We start from the raw sequence: 19,951 nt of genomic DNA on the forward strand, positions 1-19,951 counted from the left end.
GGCGTCGGCCGCCGGGCGGACAAGGGCCTCGGGGCCTATGCCCGGTCCCGGCCGCCGACCCGTCGGCTGTCGCAGAGCGGGACAAGGTACCCCGGAGACATCGCGTTCAGGCCGAGCAGGTCGGGCCGGACCCAGCCCCGGTGGGCCCACCCACGACGGTGAGCAGGTCGACGACGAAGATCAGCGTCGAGCCCGCCGGGATCGACGCTGAGGGCGACTGCTTGCCGTAACCGAGGCGCGGGGGAACGATGATCTCGCGGCGGCCGCCGACCTTCATCCCCCTGACCCCCCGGTCCCAGCCCTTGATGACCCTGCCACCACCCACCGCGAACTTGAACGGCCGGCCCTGTTCCCAGGAGGAGTCGAACTCCCTTCCGGAAGCGAACGTGACCCCTACATAGTGAACCTGGACGACCCGGCCCGGCCGCGCCTCGGCTCCGTCTCCCACCACGAGGTCCCGGATCGTCAGCTCGGTGGGCGCCTCCCCCTCCGGAACCTCGACTCCGGGCTTCGTCAGTTCGCTCATCACGGCCCCATCGCTCGCCACCGGCATCCCTCGCACGGGCCGGCCGGACGCATGGACCTTCCACGCGGCAGGCGATCACCGTACCGGCAGAGCCCGTGGCCCGAGGGGCGCCTATCCCGCTGTGGTGCGGGGCAACGGGATCCGTCGAACGTCGCTCCCGTCTTGACGGCGGCGTTCGCGCCCCGTCTCGCCGGTGAGGTGCGGCGCGTCCTGCCCGTTGTGCCGGAGCCCGCCACCGCCCCGACGACGCCCCTTCGAGGTCGAGGTGCGGGGCGCCTGACGTTCCCCGGGAGGGCCACCTGGGCGTCACTGCCGGAGATGCGACCGCCGGAACGCATCGCCGACCAGGAGATGACGACAGCCGACGGATCGTACGTGGGCGACGCATAAACTGCACGCCCACGAGAGACGCTTGTGGTTCTGGAGGCGACGTGACCGCTGTTCCCATCATCGCGGCCGAGGGCGCCACGGTCACCCTGGGCGACGTCACCCTGCTGGAGCCGACCTCGTTCGCGGTGATGCCGGGCGAGGTCTGGTGCCTCACCGGCGGCAACGGGTCGGGGAAGACGACGCTCCTACGGGCCTTTCTGGGCAGCCGGAGCCTCACGGCCGGTTCGTGTTCGCTGCGGGGCGAACCCGCCGACATGGCCAAGCCGCGGCACCGACGCCTCATGGCTTCCTTGGTCGACGCGATCCCGTTCGCCCGTGACATGACACTGCGCGAGCAGGTGATCCTGGTCGCCGCCTCCTGGTACGGCAACAGCGCGACGACCGCCGCAGCCGCCGAAGAGGTCGTCGAGCGACTGGGACTGTCCTCTCTGGGCGGACGGTTTCCCCACCAGGTCTCCTCGGGCCAGCTCCAACTCTTCAGCCTCGCACTGACGTTGGTGCGCCCCGCCGAGGTGGTACTGCTCGACGAGCCCGAGCGGCACCTCGACGGCGACCGCGTCGAACTGGTGGCGACCTTGCTCACGGAGCGGGCGGAGGAGGGCACAGCCTTCCTGGTCGCCACCCACGAGCCCGCCCTGGCAGAGGCGCGTGACGGCCTCGTGGAGCTGGGATGACGGTGGACACTCTCCCGGCACCCGAGCCCGACGCCGCGGGCCGCGTCCGTGCCGTGCGGCAGCGTTACGCCCGCCGGGGCGACCGCGGCACGGTGCGGGGGCACGCGTACACGCTCTACCTCGTCGCCCTGTTCGCCGCGTTCTACCTGGTGCCGGTGGTCCACGCCCGGAGCACTTCGCCCGCATCGGTCTCCGTAGGGTCCCTCACGGAGGCGGCGCCCCGGGTCTGCGCGCTCGCGGTGGCGGTGTGCTGGGGGGCCCAGATCGCCGGGCGGTTCTGGGGGCCGGTGGTGGTCCAGCCCTTCCTGCTGCACGTGTTCATGTCCACTGACCTCTCCCCGACGCACTACCTCGGCACGATCGCCCGGCGCAGACTGACGTACGTCGGTGCGACCGGGCTGCTGTCGGCCTGCGCGGCGTCGTACCTCGCGACCGACCTCTTCGACCACCTCGGTTCCGCGGTGCAGGGCATCGCGTCCGGGGCGGGACTCAGCGCCCTCGCGGCGTTCGCGTGGCTCTGGGGCCAGGTTCGGCCGTTGCGCGACAATCTCCTGCTGGCTTCCGTCCTCGTCGGCGCGGCAGTCGTGGTCGCCTGGGTGAGCCGAGTGGCGCCGGACAGCGGAACGGGGCTGTGGCTCCTCGCGGGAGTGCTGGCGGCCACCGCGGCGGCCTTGGGACGGGCGGCCCTCCGGGCGATCCACACCGTCGACCTGGCCCGGCTCGCCCGCGAGTCGGCCCGCGCCTCCCAGGCCCGGACATACGCCTGGACCGGGACACTCCATCACGCGCTGGATCTGTACCGGCCGGAGCCGTCCGGTTTCCCGTCGGCCCTGATCCGTCCGGACGGGCGTCTGCGCGGATATCTCGCGCAGGGTGCGATCCGAGCGCTGCGGACACCCGGGCGCGCGAGCGCGGGCGCTGGACTCCTGCTGATCGGTTCCTTCGTGCTGACGCACGGGGCAGGCGGGCGGGGGCACGGACCGGCACCGTGGCTGTGGGCGCTGGGGGCGCTGTGTGTGTACCTGGGATCGGGGTGGGTGGGTGAGACATGGCGCGGACTGCGAGACGAGCTGACCCTGGCTCCGCTGTTCGGCGAACGGTGGGGTGGCACCCTTGCCCGCACGCTGGCCTGGCCCGTCGTCGCGGTGACGACCGGTGCCCTCCTGGGGGGTGGCTCCGCCGTCGTCGCCCGGTGGGACCGCCACGGCGGGCATCCGGGTGACACGGCCCTTCTTGTCGCCGGGTCGGTGGTCATGGCACTGGGCGCCAGGTTCCTGCGCGAGATGAAAATGGACCTTCCGCTCGAACTGCTCCTTCCCGTCATCACACCGTTCGGCGACCTCTCCGGGCTGCGTGTCGTCGCCTGGCAGTTCGACGGGTTCGTCGTCGTGTCGACGGGCGTCGCCCTGATGGCCGCGCTTCCCTCCGCGGCCGCTGCGACGGTACTCGCTCTCTGTATCGCCGCCGGCTGCGTCTGGACAGGACTGCGCCGCACGGGCTGGGCGCACAGGGGGCTCTTCTTCCTCCTCGGCCGGGAGCGGTAGCGGGCCCGGGCGCCGAGGCGGGCCCGCCGGCCCTGTCCTCGGGCGTCGGGCCGGCCCTGGGGGACTCGCCGGGGGAAGAGCTCGTCCCGGCGACGTAGTCCGCGCGGGTCCCGCTCGGTGAGCGGGTGGACGTTCCCGCACCGGCCCCGGTTGTCCTGGTGGTCCAGTGCCGGGTAGTGGTCGGGAAGGCCGTCGAGCGCCGACGGGACGCCGCTCATCACCTCGTGGAGCGAGTGGCGGCCCGTCGACGTCGAGCCGGCGAGCTTGCCGGCCCGGATCAGACCGAGGTCCAGGTCGATCCCCCACCGGTCCCGCACCCGGGCGGCGTACAGCGGCAGACGGTGAGTCGAACCAGCGATGCCGGTCGCGACGAAGCCGCCGAGTCCTTGGAGGGCCGCTGAAGGCCGGGCTCATCGCGAGGTCGTACACCGAGTTCGCCGGCTCCCCGCGGGTACCTCGGCGGGGGTTCGGGCTTCTCGGAGCAGACGGAAGACTGGGTGGGCCGACAGCGCGGTGAAGCCCTGGGCGACGGGCTCTCGACCAGGAGAACCCTCTCCATCAGCGGCCTCGCACGCTTGTCCATCCGTCCAGGATCGACGTGTCCAGCCCCGCCCCGCGTTTCCTGGCGGCCCCCCTACGGGCCCACCGCCGGTGTCGTGGCGCCAGCCGGTCACGTTTGCGGGCCGTCCTGGCCTTCCACCTCGCCACTGCGGGCCGAGCTCAACCCGCGGCCTTCACCAGGGCCATCAGTTCGACCTCGGTGGTCCCTGCTGGCACGCGCACGTCGAAGGTGTAACTCTCATCGCAGAACACCAGGTCAAGGTGGGTGGGTGTCAGCCTGCGGAAGGCGATCGCCAACCAGACGGCCTCCTCCTCCCACACGTCCATGTACAGGCATGTGCCGTCCTCGTGCAGATAAGCCTCACCCGGGCCGTTCGCCGTGTCGAGCTCCCAGATGAGACTGCGCGCTGCGCCGCCACGGGCCGACGAATCGATCCCGACGTCAGTCCACCGAGCTTGGATGACCTTGGTCAGCGCACCCCCTCGACGCGCCATCCGCCCGCATCACCCTCGACCACCGCCACGAACGTCATAGCCAGGGTGTATCAGGTGCCCACGACACGGCGTTGACGCCCGGCCGCCCGAAGTCGGAAGGGGCTCACTGTCACCGGACGGCGAACGCCCGCGGTGACACGGCGGGCTCTACGACGCCCTGTCAGCGGGGCGCCTCGCGAAGGGTCCGGTAGGCGCTGTCGCCACGCACGAGCACGAACACGTACTGAGGATGGCCGGTCAGACACCGGCGGTGGTTCCGCTCGCGCGGCGGAAGGCTGTGTCCAGGCCCGGGCCCGCCCATTCACGGCTGACCTCGAAGCGGTCGACCGCCTTGACCAGCGCGATCGTGCCGACCGTCCGACCCTCCCGGTCGGCCCTACTTCGGGTCGTGGGAACCACCGGATCCATCGTTCTGCTCGTACTGCGTGCGGTCGGAACCCTCGCGCCCTCGATCACCGCTGTACGAGTCCCTGGCCGGGACCGGCCGACCGCGCGGTGCCGACGCCTGCTGCTCCGGCCGCCGGACCGTGCGCTGCGGTGGGCCGGCCTCTCCCGACGCGGCCCGACGGGCGGAACCGGCGCCGGCCACGTCCCGTGTCTCCTGGTCCCGGGCGGCCATGCCGTAAGGGCGCTCGGCCTCGGCGCCGCGACTGCCCCGGTCCTCATGGTCCAACGCGTTCCGCTCCTGCTGGTCCTGCTCGTGACGCGCCTTGCGCACGGCCCTGCGCTCACGGCCACCCATCACGGCCGCGCCGATCAGCATGAGGAGACCACCGAGCAGGGCGAGCCCCACTCCGACGCCGAGCCCGGTGCTGTCGCCCGTGACCGTCAGACTGCCTTCAGCCTGCCCTTGTCGCACCATCCAGAGGATGGCGAACCCGAGGGTGATGACTCCGCCGGCGAGGACCAGCAGTCGCGACCGGAACACCACTCCGAGAACCGCAAGGACCGCGCCGACCAGGAGGGGCAGGAACATGGACGCGAACAATCCCGCGCCCGAGTCCGTCACGCCGGCTCCGGTGAAGAGTTCCCAGACACGGAAGTCATGTCCGACCCGACCGTCGTACCAACTGCGAAAGGGCGCCCAGAGGGCCGCGGCAGCGCCGGCGACCGCCAGGATGATTCCTATGGTGTTGCGGATACCCCGTACCATGCCGCTACCTCCCGGCAAGTCGGAATGATGCATGCGAAACTCCCACATGCAGTACCTCGCCCCCTGGTTCACGCTACGCCCGCCCCCCACTCCACGCCATGCGGCTCCGCACCGGATGGCGAGGTCGACCCCTACCTGATCAGCGCCGCCAAGAAGATGGGCGTTCGTTGTCGCGGGAGGGACCGTGGTCACAGCACTCGTCGTCGGAATGGGCAGCTTTGAGGCGAATCAGCGGAGTCCGGAGGATCCGACAGCGGCTACAGCGCTGCAACCGCTTGCCTTCGTACCGAATGCCACCGCCAAGGTGGGCGACGCGCTCGGCGGCCACCCCATGTGATCCTGCATGGCGGCGGCCCTCGCATCGACTTGTCGTACGACGCGTTGGAAGACGCGTGGCGCGATGCCTTCCTGGCGGCTGCGCAGGCCGGTTCTGCACTGATCGTTCACTTCATCGGTCATGGCATCAAAGGAGCGGCCGAAGAGCTGTACCTCCCGGCCAGGGACACCAAGTGGGTCATCGCGGCTTGCAGCGACGGCGAAAAGGCGTACGGGGCGCGCTTCTCACGCGCCACCGGCACCGTCTTGGCCCACCTCAAGGCAGGGTGGCTCGACCTGTCGCCCAGTGCGTCAGGTCCCGGGCGACCTGCCCGGCATGCTCGACCTGCACCTCGGTGCGTCTTGCCCTCACGGGCTGCCAATCGTGGCCGGCGTTCTTGTAGTGGCCGACCAGTTCCTTTCTTCTTGCTGTCCACGCTGATCACCGGGTCACCGGCGTCTCCGTGGTCTGCGCCTGCTCGTTGCGGTAGTGAAACTGGGCGTCCCTGCCGAGGTACTGAGCGCCTTCGATGGTGACAGCGCTTCCGCCCTCACGGCCAGCCGACGCTGACGCTCGTCCAGGTGCGGCAACAACACCTCGAACTTCGCCGCCAGAACACCCTCGACCCCCTCCGGTCTCCCCATACCAGAACAACGGGCCCTCCAGCCGGAAGCAACGACTTGTTTCCCGGCAAGCCCTGCGCACCTATGACGAGGTTCGGTACGGATGCGAACGATTGCCGGGCTACGGGAGCCATTGCCCATATTGATCAATACGATCTTCGCCCCTAGCGGCTGGACCCGAAGTAGACTTCATCTGATCGGCGACCAAACGGGCGGCAAAATGATACATTTCGCCATTTCATGGCGGGATGCCGAACTCCACCGACTCCCCGCACATGAGGGACGCGAGGGCGATGTCACCACCGCCGCGAAGTCCGGAGAGGCCATACCTCTGGGCGTGCCACCCGTACATAAAGATAAAGATCCGGTGATCGCTACAGAAATAAGAATGTACGCGGCCGACAAAAAGGGCTACTGGTTGGACTGCGCGGTCTGCAATCGTGCAGTTGATGGATACTCTTGCTCACAAAGGTCATCAGATGCAGAACTCTCAGTTCCGTGAACTTCTAGGATCACCCCTGGTCAACGGCGACATCGTCGGAGACTGGGAAGCCGTTGAAAGAACGCACCGCATCACCCTACCCGACGATTACAAGGAGTTCATCTCCGCTTACGGGCCGGGGTGCCTCAATGATCAGGTGTACCTCTTTCACCCACGAGCCGCGAGGGGGGATCACGGTCTGCACCTCGAATCGCTATGGGACCAGGCATCCTACTCCTACGGAGAACTGACCCGAAGCGATCCTCATTCGCACCGGCACCCCATACACCCAGAAGGGGGCGGGTACTTTGCGATTGCCAGGTCGATTTCCGGCAATCACGTCTTTCTTGTTCCCCCTGATGAGAACAGAAGGCAGTGGCAGGTCGCAGTGGAAATGGGGGCGTGGTTCATCTTCGAGATGACTTTTGCCAATTTTCTCCGGGCTGCGCTGCGCGAGGAACTTGACGTTCCCGTCATTCAAGGGGTGCCGTCGTTCGAGCAAATAGGGGATATCGGTTTCGAGTAATGTCAAGCAGAATCACTGAGCCCTTTCTCGCCTGACGGCCGGGTCGGGACGTTGACGTGCAAGGGCTGTACGGAACGACCCTGACAGACGGGTTCTCGACAGATCACCTACGTCTGCCAAAAGCCTTCGCCTGTTTGTCCAGCCGCCCTCGATCGACCTGTCCAGCCGCATTCTGCGATACCTGGGCAGGCAACTCGCCTCTCGGCAGCGGGAGATCGGGGACACGGTGGCGCCGCCTGCCGGTCGGCCGTCAGGCTTTGCTGGGCCTGGCCCACCTGCGGTGCGGCGATACGTATGGCCGGCTCGCCGCGGGGTTGGCATCGGAGTCGCGACCGCGTTCCGCTACATACGCGAGGCTGTCGAGGTGCTGGCCGCCCTCGCGCCGACCCTGGACGAGGGCATGAAGACGATCTGTGCGAAGGCGTTCGTCATCCTGGACGGCACCCTGCTGCCGACCGGCCGGATCGCAGCCGACACCCCGTCCTACTCAGCCAAGCACAAGCGGCATGGCATGAGCGTCCACGTACGGACCGGCCCCTTCGGGCGAACGGTGGCGTCACCGCTCCCGCGCTGGAACGCGCGCAGTTCCGTCTGCGCGCCCCAGGCTTCCATGGTGGAGCCGCGGGCGCGGGGTGGGACCGCACGTGCCGCATCCGTCGTGGGGTCGTTCGATCGCATTGAGGTCCGTACCGCGCACTTCCTCTCTCCGTTCCAGCGCGCACCGTACGGAGAGTCGGCGGCACCCCCCAGTTGAACGATCTTGGTCAGTCCAAGAAGCTCAGCCGCACCTGACGATTGGAATTGTCGACGTTCGTGTCCACCAAACTCCGTTAAGGCAACCCTGAGGATAGCCCTCACCTGTCGGCTTCAGCGATAGAGGCTCTTGGCAGCGCATGCGGGGGCGGGTGACCTCGTTACCCTCGTCGGCGCCCTCACCTCCATCGAGGAGCGCATCGCCGTGCGAGGACAGGCCCGGGACGTGCGCCAGCGACCGGGCCTCACCTTCGCTGCCACTCATCACGAAGCCGACGAACGGCAGCTATAGCGCGCACCGCCTTGTCAGAAAGCGCGGGCACTTGATCGAGGACGTAGCCCAACACTAGGACGCACCCACCAAGCGCGGCCACAGTCGTTGTAGCCCAACCGACCGTATCCATACGGACCGATTCACCTTCCTGAGAAGGGTGGACGATCCGGGCGGAAAGGCAGCTCGAATCGGCCACCTAATCTAGTGATCGAGTCGAGGACCAAGCCCGCACGCCGTACTCGGGTATTCGGTTTTTTTGGAACGGGTCGCTACTCCCCCTTCTCCCTCTCCCGGGCGGAAGCCACATCGGGGCGCTAAGGGACGGCGTGTCCAGCTGTGCTTCGTGCGGCGGCACAGCGAGGGCCGCCGTACACGATGCCGTCGGGCACTCGCCGCAGGGACGCAACCCTTCACACCGTTATCTACTCGTGACCTAATATCGAAGGCGCTTTTGGCGCACCCGAAAACAAGACGCCGACCCAGCTGAACGCTTCACCGTTCTCCCCCGTAGCAGCGGCACGTTCGCTCGACCCATGACAGTCCACTCGCGAGCCACGTACCTACTGGTCTCGACAAAGTCACGCACCGCCGCCGGACCGCGTGGGAGATTCTGAAACGGGCCGGGATCGAGCCAGCACCCGAGTGCGGCTCCCGTACGTGGGCCAGCTCCCTCCGGCCCCAGGCCAACGCCCTGCTGGTCCGGGACTTCTTCGAAACCATTGCCCTGTCCGGAGCGCGGCTGTACGTGTTCACGGTCAAAGGGCACACGAACGGGACTGATACGCAAGAAGCCAACTCCCGTGTTGATCTCCAGCCATTTCACGGCGGGATGTTGACCGCGCCGCATACAGTCGCCTGATTGACTGACAGGTGCGGGATGTGTCCGGTAGATGTGTGTGCGTGACTGACTTGACACCCGAGGATGACGAGCCCACCTCCTTCGGCCAGAAGACGAAGGACTGGTACAAGAAGCACGAGCCGACGATCCGTGTCGCCTTCGGCGTGACTCTGGCCGTAGGCCTAGTCGTCGTCGCCCATCTCTACCTGAGCAAGGACGGCGAAGAGTACGAATCCGGGGACATCGAGGCTTCCCCCGAACATGAGTCCGGCAGTGAGCCCACGGAGCCGCGTCAGTCCTCCCTCGACCCAGACCGCGACCCCTTCCTTCGGAGGCTCCCTCCTGGACATCGGGCCAGCGATGCAGCAAAGGCGAGGTACAGATAGCTGACGGGCAACGAACTCCCGTCCGGTTACACCGTGGTTCGCCGATGGATGTACCTGGACGACGCCTCAGAGGAAGAGGGCGTCGGCAAAGCCGCAGCCTGAGCGCCTCACGTTCCTGTGCAGCGCCCGGCAGAGCCGCTGCAGAGTACCTCTGCCACCGCTGACCTTCGGATATGCAGCCCGGGGAGGCGTGGGCCCCGTCTACCTGAATTCGCAACAAAACCGCCATTTATGCACAAAATCAGCCAGAGCCCTATATCCATTCGTGTGCCCGGTCAGCTGCCGCCAGGCCTATCGGGACGCACACCGGCCCCTGGCTCGGTGGACGTCGGCGACGCTGGAAAAGCGACGGCGATCCCTACCAGGGGGCAGCCGGTCTCCTTCGCATGGTCCTGGAACGGATGGCTGACCAGGTAGATGGACAGCAAGACCTGATCGGGACGCCTTACGGCGTTCACAGCCGGACGGGAGGGCAACGTGGGCACGCGGGTCGTGCCAGCGCCCGGCTCCTCGCCGATCACGGCGGCGCGGGTCGCGTCGAGTGCGGCGGCGTACTGGTCCTCGTCGAGGTCCACGAGTTCGTTTCTCGGGTTGGACAGCCGACGGACCGCGAACGTCTCCCCGGTGAAGGCTGCGACGGGCCTGCGGACGACCAGCCCGATGCGATGGCCGGCCACCTCGGTCGTACTGGCTGCCCTCGACGAGCTCACCAACTGGACCGTCCACTGCCTCAACTCGCCCCGGGCCACGCATCGGCGGATGTAGGCGCGGAGCCGGTCCATGCGCTCGGCCAGCCGGGGGGAGGCCGGCCGGTAGACATCGAGGAATCGCTCCAGAACCGTCTCGGGCCGCACGCCTCTCCACACGAGGCTCCCGTCAGCGTGGGCCTTCTGGGCCGCACCGGGTCCCCCGAGGTGCTGGACGAAGCGCGCCAGCTCTCGCTGGTTTTCGTCAAGTGCCTCCGGCGCGAGTGTGAAGCGCAGTGTCTCCCATGACATACCGGACAGGTTCAGCGGCTCCATCCCAACCGGCGACAGATCGTGGTCCGCGGAAACGCTCCGCAAGGCGCGGGCGGGATGCAGCCGCAGTGCCACCTCCCGGGGGGAAATGCCGAGCTCGGCCATCCCTCCTATCTCCTGGCGCTGGTCGTCGAGCATCGCCGTCAGACGCTCCTGAGCGTCCAGGACCTCGCGGCCGGCATAGAGGCGGCACAAGTCCGCGTAGCCGGTCCGACGTGCGAGCGACATGGTGAACTGGCTCAGCGTGTCGTAGGTGGACGAGGATCTGAGGCAGTAGCTGATGGTGAGGCCTTCTAGGACGGTTCCCGGACCCAGCTTGGCACCCCCCACGGCCACGACACTCAGGCCGTTGCGGCCGGACTCGCGCCATCTGGGCAAGCTGACGGAGTTGCCGTTGACCGACATGACGGTGATCTTGCGGACTGCAGCGAACAGGTGCCCGGCGACCTCGTCCCAAGAGATCTGCGAAGTGTCCGTGTCCGAGGAGGCTGCGCTCGTCGGGACGAAGTCCGTTCGCCACAAACTTTTGAAGCCGGACATCAGCCGGCTCTCGTGCGGACTGCCCGGCTCCCGGAGGCCGTCAGCGATGCGCCTGACGCGCTCGGCCACCTGGTCACGGACCTGTGCCTGCACGGCGACGAACCGGCTGACCGACACCAGCATGGAGTTGTGCGCCCGGGTCTGCCCGCGCGCCCTGCGCACGGCACAGGCCAGCACGAACGCGTCGATCGCGGAGTGCAGCGAGTCCGGCAGTGCGGGAGAGGGCACATGACCGGAACGATGTCCTGCGGGCAGCCACGCTTCCTCGTCCGTCACCGGGCGGACGAGCGGAAGACGCTCTTCGGGTCCGGCCTGGTCCGGCGGTGGCGGAATGCTGTAGATGAAGTCCGGGACCAGGTGCGAAAGCGCCCGGATGGGCGCGATGGTGAAGCCGACATAGGCGGACCTCGAAGCGGCGCTCAGCAGACGGTCAACTCTCTCGTCCAGCGCCGAAGGGGGCTTCCGTGCCCCCGTTCCGCCGCTCGTCGTGTCGATGACCAGCAGCGGGGCGTCCGGAGGCGATGCCCCGTTCTCCAGCCAGCGGTAGAGCCCGTCGACGACCCGCTGGTTCCTCTTGATCACGGAGACGCGTGGGAAGTGGTCCGGTGCGGAATTCCACCGCAAGGCCCTGACCAACGAGAAGTCGCCGTTCTCGGTGCTGTCGGTCATGGAGAGGACGGGGAGGCGGCGGGAGTTCCACGAGGCGCCCGCACCGATGGCCGCGCCCCCGTCCGCGGAGGCTGTCGACGCGCTGTCGAAGCCCAGCAGCCCCTCGTCCACCTGCCGCTGCAGCTGAGCTCGCTCGATATTGCTCGGACCGGCGATGATGACGATCTTCAGGTAGCCAGCATCGACCGCCTTCGCCGCGAGACCGATCACGGAGGTGACCGTGCCGGAGCCGAGGTGATCGATGGCCAGACCCGAGCGCCGCCAGTACCCGGGACGGCGCGGGTCCTCCAGCCTGGACAGGAGGGCGTCCGTGACCATGTCGAGCCGGTGGACCACGTTCGCGGGGAAGAACAACCCGCGGTTAAGGAAGACTCGGTAGCGCTCCCAGAAGTGCCGCTCCCTCCCCAACTCGCCGTGCAGGTACCAAGCCGCGTGCCCCCGAGGGTCTTCCCACGCGGCGGCGGGCGCGAACTGGGCGACCGTGGCCTCCAGTTGCCGGAGCAACACGGACCGGTCGACCGCAATGCCCTGCTTGGCGAGCATGCCGAGAACCATGTCCGCAGCCCGGACGACTTCCTCGTGAACCACGGACCGGCCCTGGGGCAGAAGAGCGAGCGCCAGTCGCAGGGCGTGCTCGCCGGCCAGGGGCATGGCGGAATCGGGGATCTCCCGCGGGCCCGGGGAGCGAGGTGGCATCGGCACGCCGAGGAGTTCGAGCGTCCGCGCCAGGGCCGTCCCGGCAGACGCCGACTCCGCGGCGATTTCCTCCGTGCTGTCCGCTCCGCCCGCCACCGCCAAGAGCCGTTCCCCGCTGTTCCGGCCGGAGGCGATGTGACGTCCCAGCACCTGGCTCAGCAGCAGCACCTCGTGCTCGGTCAGCTCCTGTTCCAGACGCACGCGTACCCGTGGCGCCGGCCGCATGACCATCCGCCCCGTGGGCCCCGTGGTCAGCTCGTACAGGCCGGAGCAGAGCAGCTCCGCGAGATCCTCCGTCGTCGCCTCCGGGACCAGTTCACGGCGGAGTACGTGCAGGAAATGCAGGCTCAGCTCGCCGAAGGAGCAAGAGAGCACCGCCAGTCGCGCAGCGGCGGGGGCTGCCGTGCGCAGGAATCCCTCCGTGCGTTCTTCGGGGGTTCTCGGCGTCGGGGGCCGAGAGGAGCCCAGCCGATTCAGGCGGTCGCCTGGTGGGATCAAGGCCGCGGAGCAGCCGTCGGGCGCCGCGAGCATCACCGCCCGCGCCCACCGTCCGAGGGAGTACGGCGAGAGGGACAGGACCGGCAGGGCGAACCAGGAGTCGCGGTCGGTGGCTTCCGCGCTGCGCGCCAGCAGAGGAGGCACCCGGAAGGCGAACCCCGTGTTGGAGGCGCCGGGGACGTCCAGGGACGCCCGGACGGTGGGCAGGTCGAGCCCGGTGCGGCGCCAAAGCTTGGGCGGCAGCGGATTGAGCAGGGCGACGGGTTCGTGCTGCGCCCACTCCCGCAGCTGCTGCCAGATCTCGGGGCGCCGCCAGGCCGGATCGGTGCAGTCAGACATCACGAGGACCAGGCGCCGCCCGTCGGGGGAACGCAGCTGTCCCGCCGATGTCGGCTGCCCCCGGCGGTCGGTGAGTTCGACTCCGGAATCCGGGTGAAGGGCGAGGTCACGGACCTGGAGCGTACGAAAGGCGCCGAGCCGGTCGAGCAGGTCGGCGAGGGCGTCGGCCGTCTCTCGCCACACCTGCATCGAGGGCGAGCGGTCGACGACGAGTACCAGGTCAAACCAGCGCTCGGGAGCGGGCGCGAAGGCCGGGATCAGCTCCCCGCTGCGGCCGTAACCGTCCACGGTCGCGTCCAGGTCGAGCACGTGCCTTCGGCCCGCCCGCCACGACCGCTTCCACGGACGCAGCGCTCGCGTCAGCTCCAGCGCGAAGGGCAGCACGGTGGCCCCGGGGACGGCTACCGCGTGGCCGACGACGCGGCCGGAGGACTCCGGCAGCCGTTCGTGCAGCGGACGGGCCGGCTGGTCGTCGTCCGGCGCCGTCGGACGGGTGCGCGGCTCGGCCACCTCGCCGCGCGGGGCGGGAACGTCCAGTGCCGCGGGCGGCGGCTCCTCCGCGGCGGGCTCGACAACGGTGCTGCCGACTCGGGGAGGGTCCGACGCGGCCATCCGGGAGGCCAGCCAGAGGGCCTCGACGAGCGCCGTCGCATCAAGGTTGGGAGCCGCGGTGCCGAGCGCTGTCACGACCCGGTCCGGACCGTCGGCCGTGAACATCGGAGGCACGGGGTATTCCGCGGGCCAGTCCTCAGGCACCGGTCAGCTCACGCAGGATCAGATCCCTGACACCCTGCGCGGCATCACCCTCCGGAGCCTGGTCGCCGGTCAGCACATGTACGGCATTCAGTAGCTGGTCGACGGCCAGGCTCTCGCCCGCCCTCAGCCGTGCCACGAACGACAGGACCAGCGAGTCCACCGGGCCGGAGGGCTCCACGTCCGCCCCGAAGTGGGCTGCCACGACCCGGCGCAGCGCCTCGGCGTCGGGCACCGGCATGGTGTAGCGGATGCAGCGCCTCAGAAAGGCGGCGGGGAAGTCGCGCTCGCCGTTGCTCGTCAGCACGACGAAGGGGAAGTTGCTGCACTGCACGCGCCCCCGGGCGATCGGGTGGCATTCGTCGCTGTCCCATTCGCGTACCTCGACGACGTCCTGTCGGTAGCGCGCCAGCTCCGGGATCTCGAACTCGCCGTACTCCAGCACCTCCAGGAGGTCGCTGGGCAGATCGAGGTCGCTCTTGTCGATCTCGTCGATGAGCAGCGCGCGGGGCCGCTCCGACGGCAGCAGGGCAGTACCCAACGGCCCGAGCCGTACGAAGGGAGCGATGTCGTCGTCGGATTCGCCCGCCAGGCGTTGCGCGTGGATCCGACCCAGGGCGTCGTAGTGGTAGAGGGCGTCCACCAGGGTGCTGCGGGAGGTGATGTGCCAGCGCAGCGGAGCACCGAGCCCCACCTCGGCCGCGACCTGCTTGATCACGGACGACTTGCCCGAACCCGGGGCACCGGTCAGCAGCAGCGGGCGGCGAAGGGCGAGCGCGGCGTTCACCGCTTCGACCAGCCGGGGCGGGGGCTGGAAGCGCTCGGGCGTCGCCTCCCTGGGGAAGGTCCGCCAGGGCGGCGGAGCACCGAGATCCACGTTCCGGGGGGTGCCGTCGCCCAGGTAGAAGGGAGTCCAGGTCATGATGCTTTCTCTCCGTCGAAGGAACGGGTCTCGAACCAGTCGCAGAAGTCCAGCCACTGCTCGTCGAGCCACACGGACCGCAGACGGGCGAGGTCCGTGTGGCCGTCCACAGGATCCGGCTGCCCGGCGGCCCGGCGCCAGGCAGCCCGGTAGGCAGCGCTGAATTCTCCGGGAAGCTGTTCCCAACACCGTTCCAGGCTGTCCCGCGAGGCCGCGGGAAGATCTTCCGGGCCGTCCGGCCAGAAGATGATGGGGGCGGAGGCGAGCAGGAGTTCCAGGAGCTCCGCGAGCCGTTCCGGTCGGTGGCTCAGCGCCAGGGCACGCTCGTACCAGCCGTCGCCGATGCGCCCCATCAGTTCGTACAGTTCGTCGGTCTCCGTCCTGCCGAGCCAGCTCACCGGTGCTCCGCCGGATTTCATCGCGTCGAGTTGCTGCCGGGCGAACTCGTTGATCAGTCCGAGGTGAGCGGGCAGGGACAACCTGTCGCTCCACCGCAGGACGAGGTCGTAGTGGAGGCCCAGTCGGGGGCCGAGTCTGGTCTCCTCCGGGCGCCAGGAGGCGAGCAGCGCGGCGGGCGCGGCGATGTCGATGCATCGGAGCCTGAACCCCGTGTTCCGGGCGTTCACGGTCGCCCACTTCAGCACGGCGCCCAACTGCAGCTCGACCCCGGACTGCGTCGGAGTGCAGACGAAGTCCTTGCGGTCCACCGGCGTGTCGCCGTCGAGGAGCCAGGCCAGCAGGGTCTCGGGCCACTCGTCGGCGACGGCCGCGTGCAGGCTGATCACCAGCCGCAGCCGGTGCTCGGCGGCCCGCTGCTCCTGCGCGGCGAACGCGTCGGCGAGTTCCACGGTGGCGCCCCGGCTCCTCGCCCAGGCCGCCAGCCGGGGCGTGTCGCAAGCGAGACCGTCCCCCATGGCCAGCACGGCGACGAAGTCGGTCAGGGGCGCTGTGGGGCTGCCCTTGACGAGGGGGACCCGCAGGCACAACGACTCGACGCATTCTCGCAGCAGTTCGTCGGCATCGGAGTCGGGCGCCGGTCGGCGCGCGGCTATCGCGTACGCACGCCGGATATGGTCCGACTGCAAGGGTCTGCCCGGCCAGCTCGACGAGAGGAACTCGCTGGTCCGCGCGGCGTCCATGAGCCGGTCGAGGACACGCAGGGCGTTGACCGTGTGCTGGTCAGGCGTCGCCGGGGCCGGCTCCAGGGACTCCAGCGTCCGGCGCAGGCGCCCGAGGTCTCCCACCGTGGCGATCGGGATGTCGACGACCGCCTCGCCGAAGGGTTCGAGCGCTCGCCGCAGGTCCTCGTCGCCCAAGGCGCGGAGCAGGCCTCCCGCTCTGATGGTGTGCTGCGCGTTGCGCGCCAGCCAGGGCCGGGGCTGGTGGGACAGGCCGTCCACGATCACCAGTCGGGAGTCCGTGCCCGTCTCGTTGTCGACGGCCTCGCTCACGTCCACCGGTGAGAGGAACTCCCCGGCGCCGGGAAGGCCCTCGCCCAGGATGCGTGCGAGCGCGCGGGTGTAGGCGAGACCGTAGGAGGACTCCGTGGCGCCCGCGGACATCAGGAGCGACAGCCTGGTGGCGCCCTGTCGGACGCCTCCGGCCAGCAGGTCGAGATTGGGGCTGGCCCCGCCCGCATGGCAGGCGTCCACCACGGCCACCACCCCCTGCACGCCATGGACGTCCAGGCTCTGCCCGAGGAGATGGCCGACGTCCACCACGCTGGTCGACACATCCTCGCGGGAGTCGCTCGCCATGAAGGAGAGCTTGGGCACCTGACCGAGGTTGGTGCCGTGCCCCAGGAAGGCGAGGATCAACACGGCCTCCGCTTCTCCGGCTCTTTCCGCCGCCGCCCGCACTGCCTTCTCGACGTCATCACGCTGGACGTCCACCCCGCAGAGCAGGGAAGGTGCCCCGGATGGGTCCTGCTCGCAGCCACCCAACTGCGGGTCCAGGAGAGCCCGGTGGAGGGCTTCGGCGGTGTCTTCCAGACCGGTGAGGAGGCCCATGGCGGGGCACTGCGGTGCGATCACCAGCAGCTGACGCGCCGGCGTTGTCCGTCTCATCCGTCGATGGCTTCTTCGAGCGCTTCGACGAGCGGCCCCGCAACGGCCGGCTGCGCCAAGTACGTGGCCGCGGGGTGCACGTACAGTCCGTCGGAGTCCACCCGCCGCGACTCTGGGACGACCTGCGAGTCGTTCGGGGCGATGCACCGTTCCAGCCCGGTCCCGCCGGTGACGAAGTCGTCGCGGTCCCAGAAGTTCAGCCAGCGGGCGACCCCCCCCGGGGTCCGCACCGGCTGGGGGCGCAGCCGGGGATGCACGGCCGTGCGCATCCCCAGCGGCGATCCGAGCGTGACGAGCAGCGGCACCTGGGCGGATTGCCGATGGAGGGTTTCGAACGCCACCACGGTCCCCAGGGAGTGCGCGACGACGACCGTGGGGCCGACGGGGTCGATCTCCGCGGCTATCCGGGCGCGGATGCGCTGGTCGATACTCGTTCCCGCGTCGTCGACATGCTTGCGCGCCAAATACCATCTGACCTGGCGCAGGTCGCTCAGCATCGCCCCCGCGCTCACCCAGCCGCCCAGGGTCCGCAGCCCGGGAAGCGCAAAGAGCGCGTTGGCCGCGGCGGACAGCCGCCGCACGATGTCACCGGCCCCCTGCTGCTCGCCGGTCGGGGCCAGCTTGTTCCTGGCCTGCCGAAGCAGCCGTGCCTCGTGGTCGTCCTCGGTGGCGGCCAGGCGCTCGTCGACAACGTCGAGGAGCATATCCTGGAGTGCCTCGTCCTCGGCAGGATCGTCGGGGGCCGCCGGTCCCCGGGCAGGAGCTCCGGGGGCGGGAAAGAGGTCACCGTAGGAGGCGCACCGCAGGTCGACCGCCTCGCCGTCGAGCAGTTCGACGGCCCTTCGGGAGTGTCCGGCGGCACGCGCGCCGTCGGCGAGAGCGGGCAGCCATTCCTCCATGACGGTCTCGGCGTCGCGCGGCCTGCCAACACCGTGCACGAAGACCAGTCGCGGTCTCATCGAGCCTCCCCCGGGCCACGAACTCGGCTCGCCCACAGGTGTCGTTGGGCGAACTGTAAGGATATCAACCGGACGTGCCCGGACGCCGCCGGACGCCATCTCTCAGTCGCCGCTGCCGACCGGCCGCCGCAGGGCATCGGCCACCCAGTCGGAACGTTGGGAGGGGGCTGCTGTCGTCACGGATGGGCAGTCACCCCTTCTCCGGCTCCGGGCCCGTACCCGCATCCGTCCGCAGCTTCAGCACCGGCAAGTTCACCCACTTCGCCCGCATCGACATCCCCGTGTCATACGTGACCAAGTGAACCGGCCCGGCCGCAATCGTGTGCACTGCGAGGGCCCGGTCCACGATCTCGTCGTCCTCGTCCGGCAGCCGCACATGCCACGGGTTGCCGAAGAGCACCTCGACCCTCACCCGCCCCAGGCGCTCATCGCTATCCAGGAGCCGGTCCAGCACCGCGAGGCTGTACCCGGCCCGCCACCGGACCGGCTTGTCCCTCGACTCCTTCAGACGGTCCAGCTCGTCAACAACCACCATCGGCACCGTCACCCGAACTGCATCCGCCCCAGCGCCCGCAAGCACAAAGAAGTCAGTGAGCTTCTTCAGCGTTGCCGCTCCAGTGTGAGGACAGCTTTGGCGATTGACGTCATGCGGTTGGGGCTGCATCGGGACCTGCGGAAGATCCGCCAGGACTTCAGTCTCGCGACGCCGCGTTCGACGGGTGCTCGCGCTGCGGCCAGTGCCTGATTGAGGGTCTTTTCGGTGGGGGTGAGTTCCTACAGGGGCCTGCGTTTGATGCCGGTGGTCAGCCACGGGCCGGCACCCTGGTAGGCGAGATCGGCCAGGATCGGGATGCCCTGGCGCTCGCAGATCCGGATGATCCGGTGGGTGCGGGCGGCGGTCAGGTCGTGGGTGCGGCCCGGCAGGGCGGGCGAGAGCCACAGCAGCCGGCCGCCGGGGTCGGTGACGACCTGCACGTTCACACCATGGCGCCGGTGTTTGCGGGAGTAGTCGGCCCGGCCGTCGCCGACCCGGTCGCATTCGGCGAGGGTGCCGTCGAGCAGGACGAAGTCGGGTTCGTGCTCGCGCAGCGTCTTGAGCAGGCCCGGTGCTCGTTCGGCGAGCAGGTCGACGACCGTGCTGGTGTAGGCGTGGGCGGTGGACTCGCTGATCCCGAACCCGGCGGCGATCTTCGCAAGTGTGGTGTGTTCGCGCAGGTACACCAGTGCCACCATCGCGCGCTGGGACGGGCGGAGCTTGCAGCGGCGGTCGCCCTCACGGGTGATGATCAGCATGGTGACCCACTCCACGAGTGCATGCGGCAGGTCGAGTGCGGCAGGTCGAGTGCGGCAGGTCGAGTGCGGCAGGATGGATGACCAACGAGGCCCTCGAGCAGTGTTGTTGAGACGTCAGACATCTCGATCAACAGCCCGGAGGCCTCGTCCCTTGCGCCCCACGGCCCATCACCCGATCGGTGGCCAACTCGAAGAAGCTCAATGTCCTCCAGCTTCTTTTCATGCTTGATGAACACACTGGTGTCGAGCACAAGCACGGAAGTCATCGCCGGCCACCGCTGCATCTGCACCTGGAACGCATCCACCGCCGCACCCAGAGCAACTACGCGCTCCCTAACCTCGTTCGTAAGGAGCCCATTCACCAACCGCTGCTGGTCACTGCCTGCCAGATGCCCCACACCATCCAGCAGGGACTGATACATCCGAGTCCTGATCAGACGATCGATATCGCTCGCACTGATCTGGCTGACCAGCATGCGCAGGGACTCGTTGACCCATTCCAGGTAAGCCAGGAGACGGCCGTAGGCCGAACTGTGGTGCTGCGAGTCCAGGTTTCCCGCAGCAACAGAGACGGACCACAGAGCGCTGAGCACGTTATCCCGGTGGGTTCCGGGTATGGGGGGTGACGGTCATCAGCGGATGATGTCAGGCCGTCTG

14 protein-coding genes and 2 pseudogenes are annotated in these 19,951 nt (G+C 68.8%); 5 read left to right on the top strand and 11 right to left on the bottom strand.

Annotated features, from left to right (window positions below; all coding sequences use genetic code 11):
• Nucleotides 1–106: 106 nt before the first annotated feature.
• The gene (locus ACH4RG_RS31480; RefSeq protein WP_397931497.1) at nt 107–526 is read right to left on the bottom strand and encodes an FKBP-type peptidyl-prolyl cis-trans isomerase; all 420 of its coding nucleotides are present in this window, start codon (nt 524–526) and stop codon (nt 107–109) included.
• Nucleotides 527–957: 431 nt separating this feature from the next.
• Between ACH4RG_RS31480 and ACH4RG_RS31485 the strand changes: the two genes are divergently transcribed.
• A complete protein-coding gene (locus tag ACH4RG_RS31485) occupies nt 958–1,590 on the top strand; it encodes an ATP-binding cassette domain-containing protein (RefSeq protein WP_397923549.1) in 633 nt (210 codons plus the stop codon).
• Entirely contained in the window at nt 1,587–3,134 is a 1,548-nt protein-coding gene (locus ACH4RG_RS31490) for a hypothetical protein (protein WP_398540587.1), read from the top strand. Before ACH4RG_RS31485 ends, ACH4RG_RS31490 begins: the two co-directional genes overlap by 4 nt.
• A 720-nt stretch (nt 3,135–3,854) precedes the next feature.
• On the opposite strand, the gene ACH4RG_RS31495 is transcribed toward ACH4RG_RS31490, so the two are convergent.
• From ACH4RG_RS31495 to ACH4RG_RS31505, 3 genes are all read right to left on the bottom strand, one after another.
• Nucleotides 3,855–4,190: a hypothetical protein gene (locus tag ACH4RG_RS31495; RefSeq protein ID WP_398540588.1), complete on the bottom strand. Its 336-nt coding sequence runs from the start codon at nt 4,188–4,190 to the stop codon at nt 3,855–3,857.
• A 237-nt stretch (nt 4,191–4,427) separates the two neighbouring features.
• Complete coding sequence (locus ACH4RG_RS31500; RefSeq protein ID WP_397923543.1) at nt 4,428–4,589, bottom strand: hypothetical protein; 162 nt, start codon at nt 4,587–4,589, stop codon at nt 4,428–4,430.
• On the bottom strand, nt 4,567–5,166 hold the full coding sequence (locus tag ACH4RG_RS31505) for a hypothetical protein (protein ID WP_397923541.1): 600 nt from the start codon (nt 5,164–5,166) through the stop codon (nt 4,567–4,569). The genes ACH4RG_RS31500 and ACH4RG_RS31505 overlap by 23 nt, the downstream gene beginning before the upstream one ends.
• Before the next feature lie 1,595 nt (nt 5,167–6,761).
• On the opposite strand from ACH4RG_RS31505, the gene ACH4RG_RS31510 reads away from it, so the two are divergent.
• The 3 genes and pseudogenes from ACH4RG_RS31510 (at nt 6,762) to ACH4RG_RS31520 (ending at nt 9,540) form a co-directional block, all read left to right on the top strand.
• Nucleotides 6,762–7,289, top strand: coding sequence for an SMI1/KNR4 family protein (locus ACH4RG_RS31510; RefSeq protein WP_397923538.1), 528 nt, complete (start codon nt 6,762–6,764; stop codon nt 7,287–7,289).
• Between the two features lie 130 nt (nt 7,290–7,419).
• Nucleotides 7,420–7,904: pseudogene (locus tag ACH4RG_RS31515) on the top strand (transposase family protein); the annotation flags it as partial.
• 1,312 nt (nt 7,905–9,216) lie between these two features.
• A complete protein-coding gene (locus ACH4RG_RS31520) occupies nt 9,217–9,540 on the top strand; it encodes a hypothetical protein (RefSeq protein WP_398540589.1) in 324 nt (107 codons plus the stop codon).
• 275 nt (nt 9,541–9,815) lie between these two features.
• Here the strand turns inward: ACH4RG_RS31520 and ACH4RG_RS31525 are convergent, their stop codons facing one another.
• The 7 genes and pseudogenes from ACH4RG_RS31525 to ACH4RG_RS31555 all read right to left on the bottom strand — a co-directional run bounded on the left by ACH4RG_RS31525 (nt 9,816) and on the right by ACH4RG_RS31555 (nt 19,770).
• On the bottom strand, nt 9,816–14,018 hold the full coding sequence (locus ACH4RG_RS31525) for an SAV_2336 N-terminal domain-related protein (protein WP_398540647.1): 4,203 nt from the start codon (nt 14,016–14,018) through the stop codon (nt 9,816–9,818).
• A gap of 31 nt (nt 14,019–14,049) precedes the next feature.
• Nucleotides 14,050–14,976, bottom strand: coding sequence for an AAA family ATPase (locus ACH4RG_RS31530; RefSeq protein WP_382793837.1), 927 nt, complete (start codon nt 14,974–14,976; stop codon nt 14,050–14,052).
• Nucleotides 14,973–17,042, bottom strand: coding sequence for a hypothetical protein (locus ACH4RG_RS31535; RefSeq protein WP_398540590.1), 2,070 nt, complete (start codon nt 17,040–17,042; stop codon nt 14,973–14,975). Before ACH4RG_RS31535 ends, ACH4RG_RS31530 begins: the two co-directional genes overlap by 4 nt.
• Complete coding sequence (locus ACH4RG_RS31540) at nt 17,039–18,001, bottom strand: alpha/beta hydrolase (protein WP_398540591.1); 963 nt, start codon at nt 17,999–18,001, stop codon at nt 17,039–17,041. The genes ACH4RG_RS31535 and ACH4RG_RS31540 overlap by 4 nt, the downstream gene beginning before the upstream one ends.
• 190 nt (nt 18,002–18,191) lie before the next feature.
• On the bottom strand, nt 18,192–18,665 hold the full coding sequence (locus tag ACH4RG_RS31545; protein WP_359241688.1) for a PIN domain-containing protein: 474 nt from the start codon (nt 18,663–18,665) through the stop codon (nt 18,192–18,194).
• Nucleotides 18,602–19,294 (bottom strand): annotated as a pseudogene (locus ACH4RG_RS31550) (transposase family protein). Before ACH4RG_RS31550 ends, ACH4RG_RS31545 begins: the two are co-directional and overlap by 64 nt.
• A complete protein-coding gene (locus tag ACH4RG_RS31555; protein WP_398540592.1) occupies nt 19,288–19,770 on the bottom strand; it encodes a hypothetical protein in 483 nt (160 codons plus the stop codon). Before ACH4RG_RS31555 ends, ACH4RG_RS31550 begins: the two are co-directional and overlap by 7 nt.
• Between the last annotated feature and the right edge of the window lie 181 nt (nt 19,771–19,951).

The sequence above is a fragment of the Streptomyces sp. NPDC021019 genome, assembly GCF_044333295.1.
Lineage (GTDB): Bacteria > Actinomycetota > Actinomycetes > Streptomycetales > Streptomycetaceae > Streptomyces.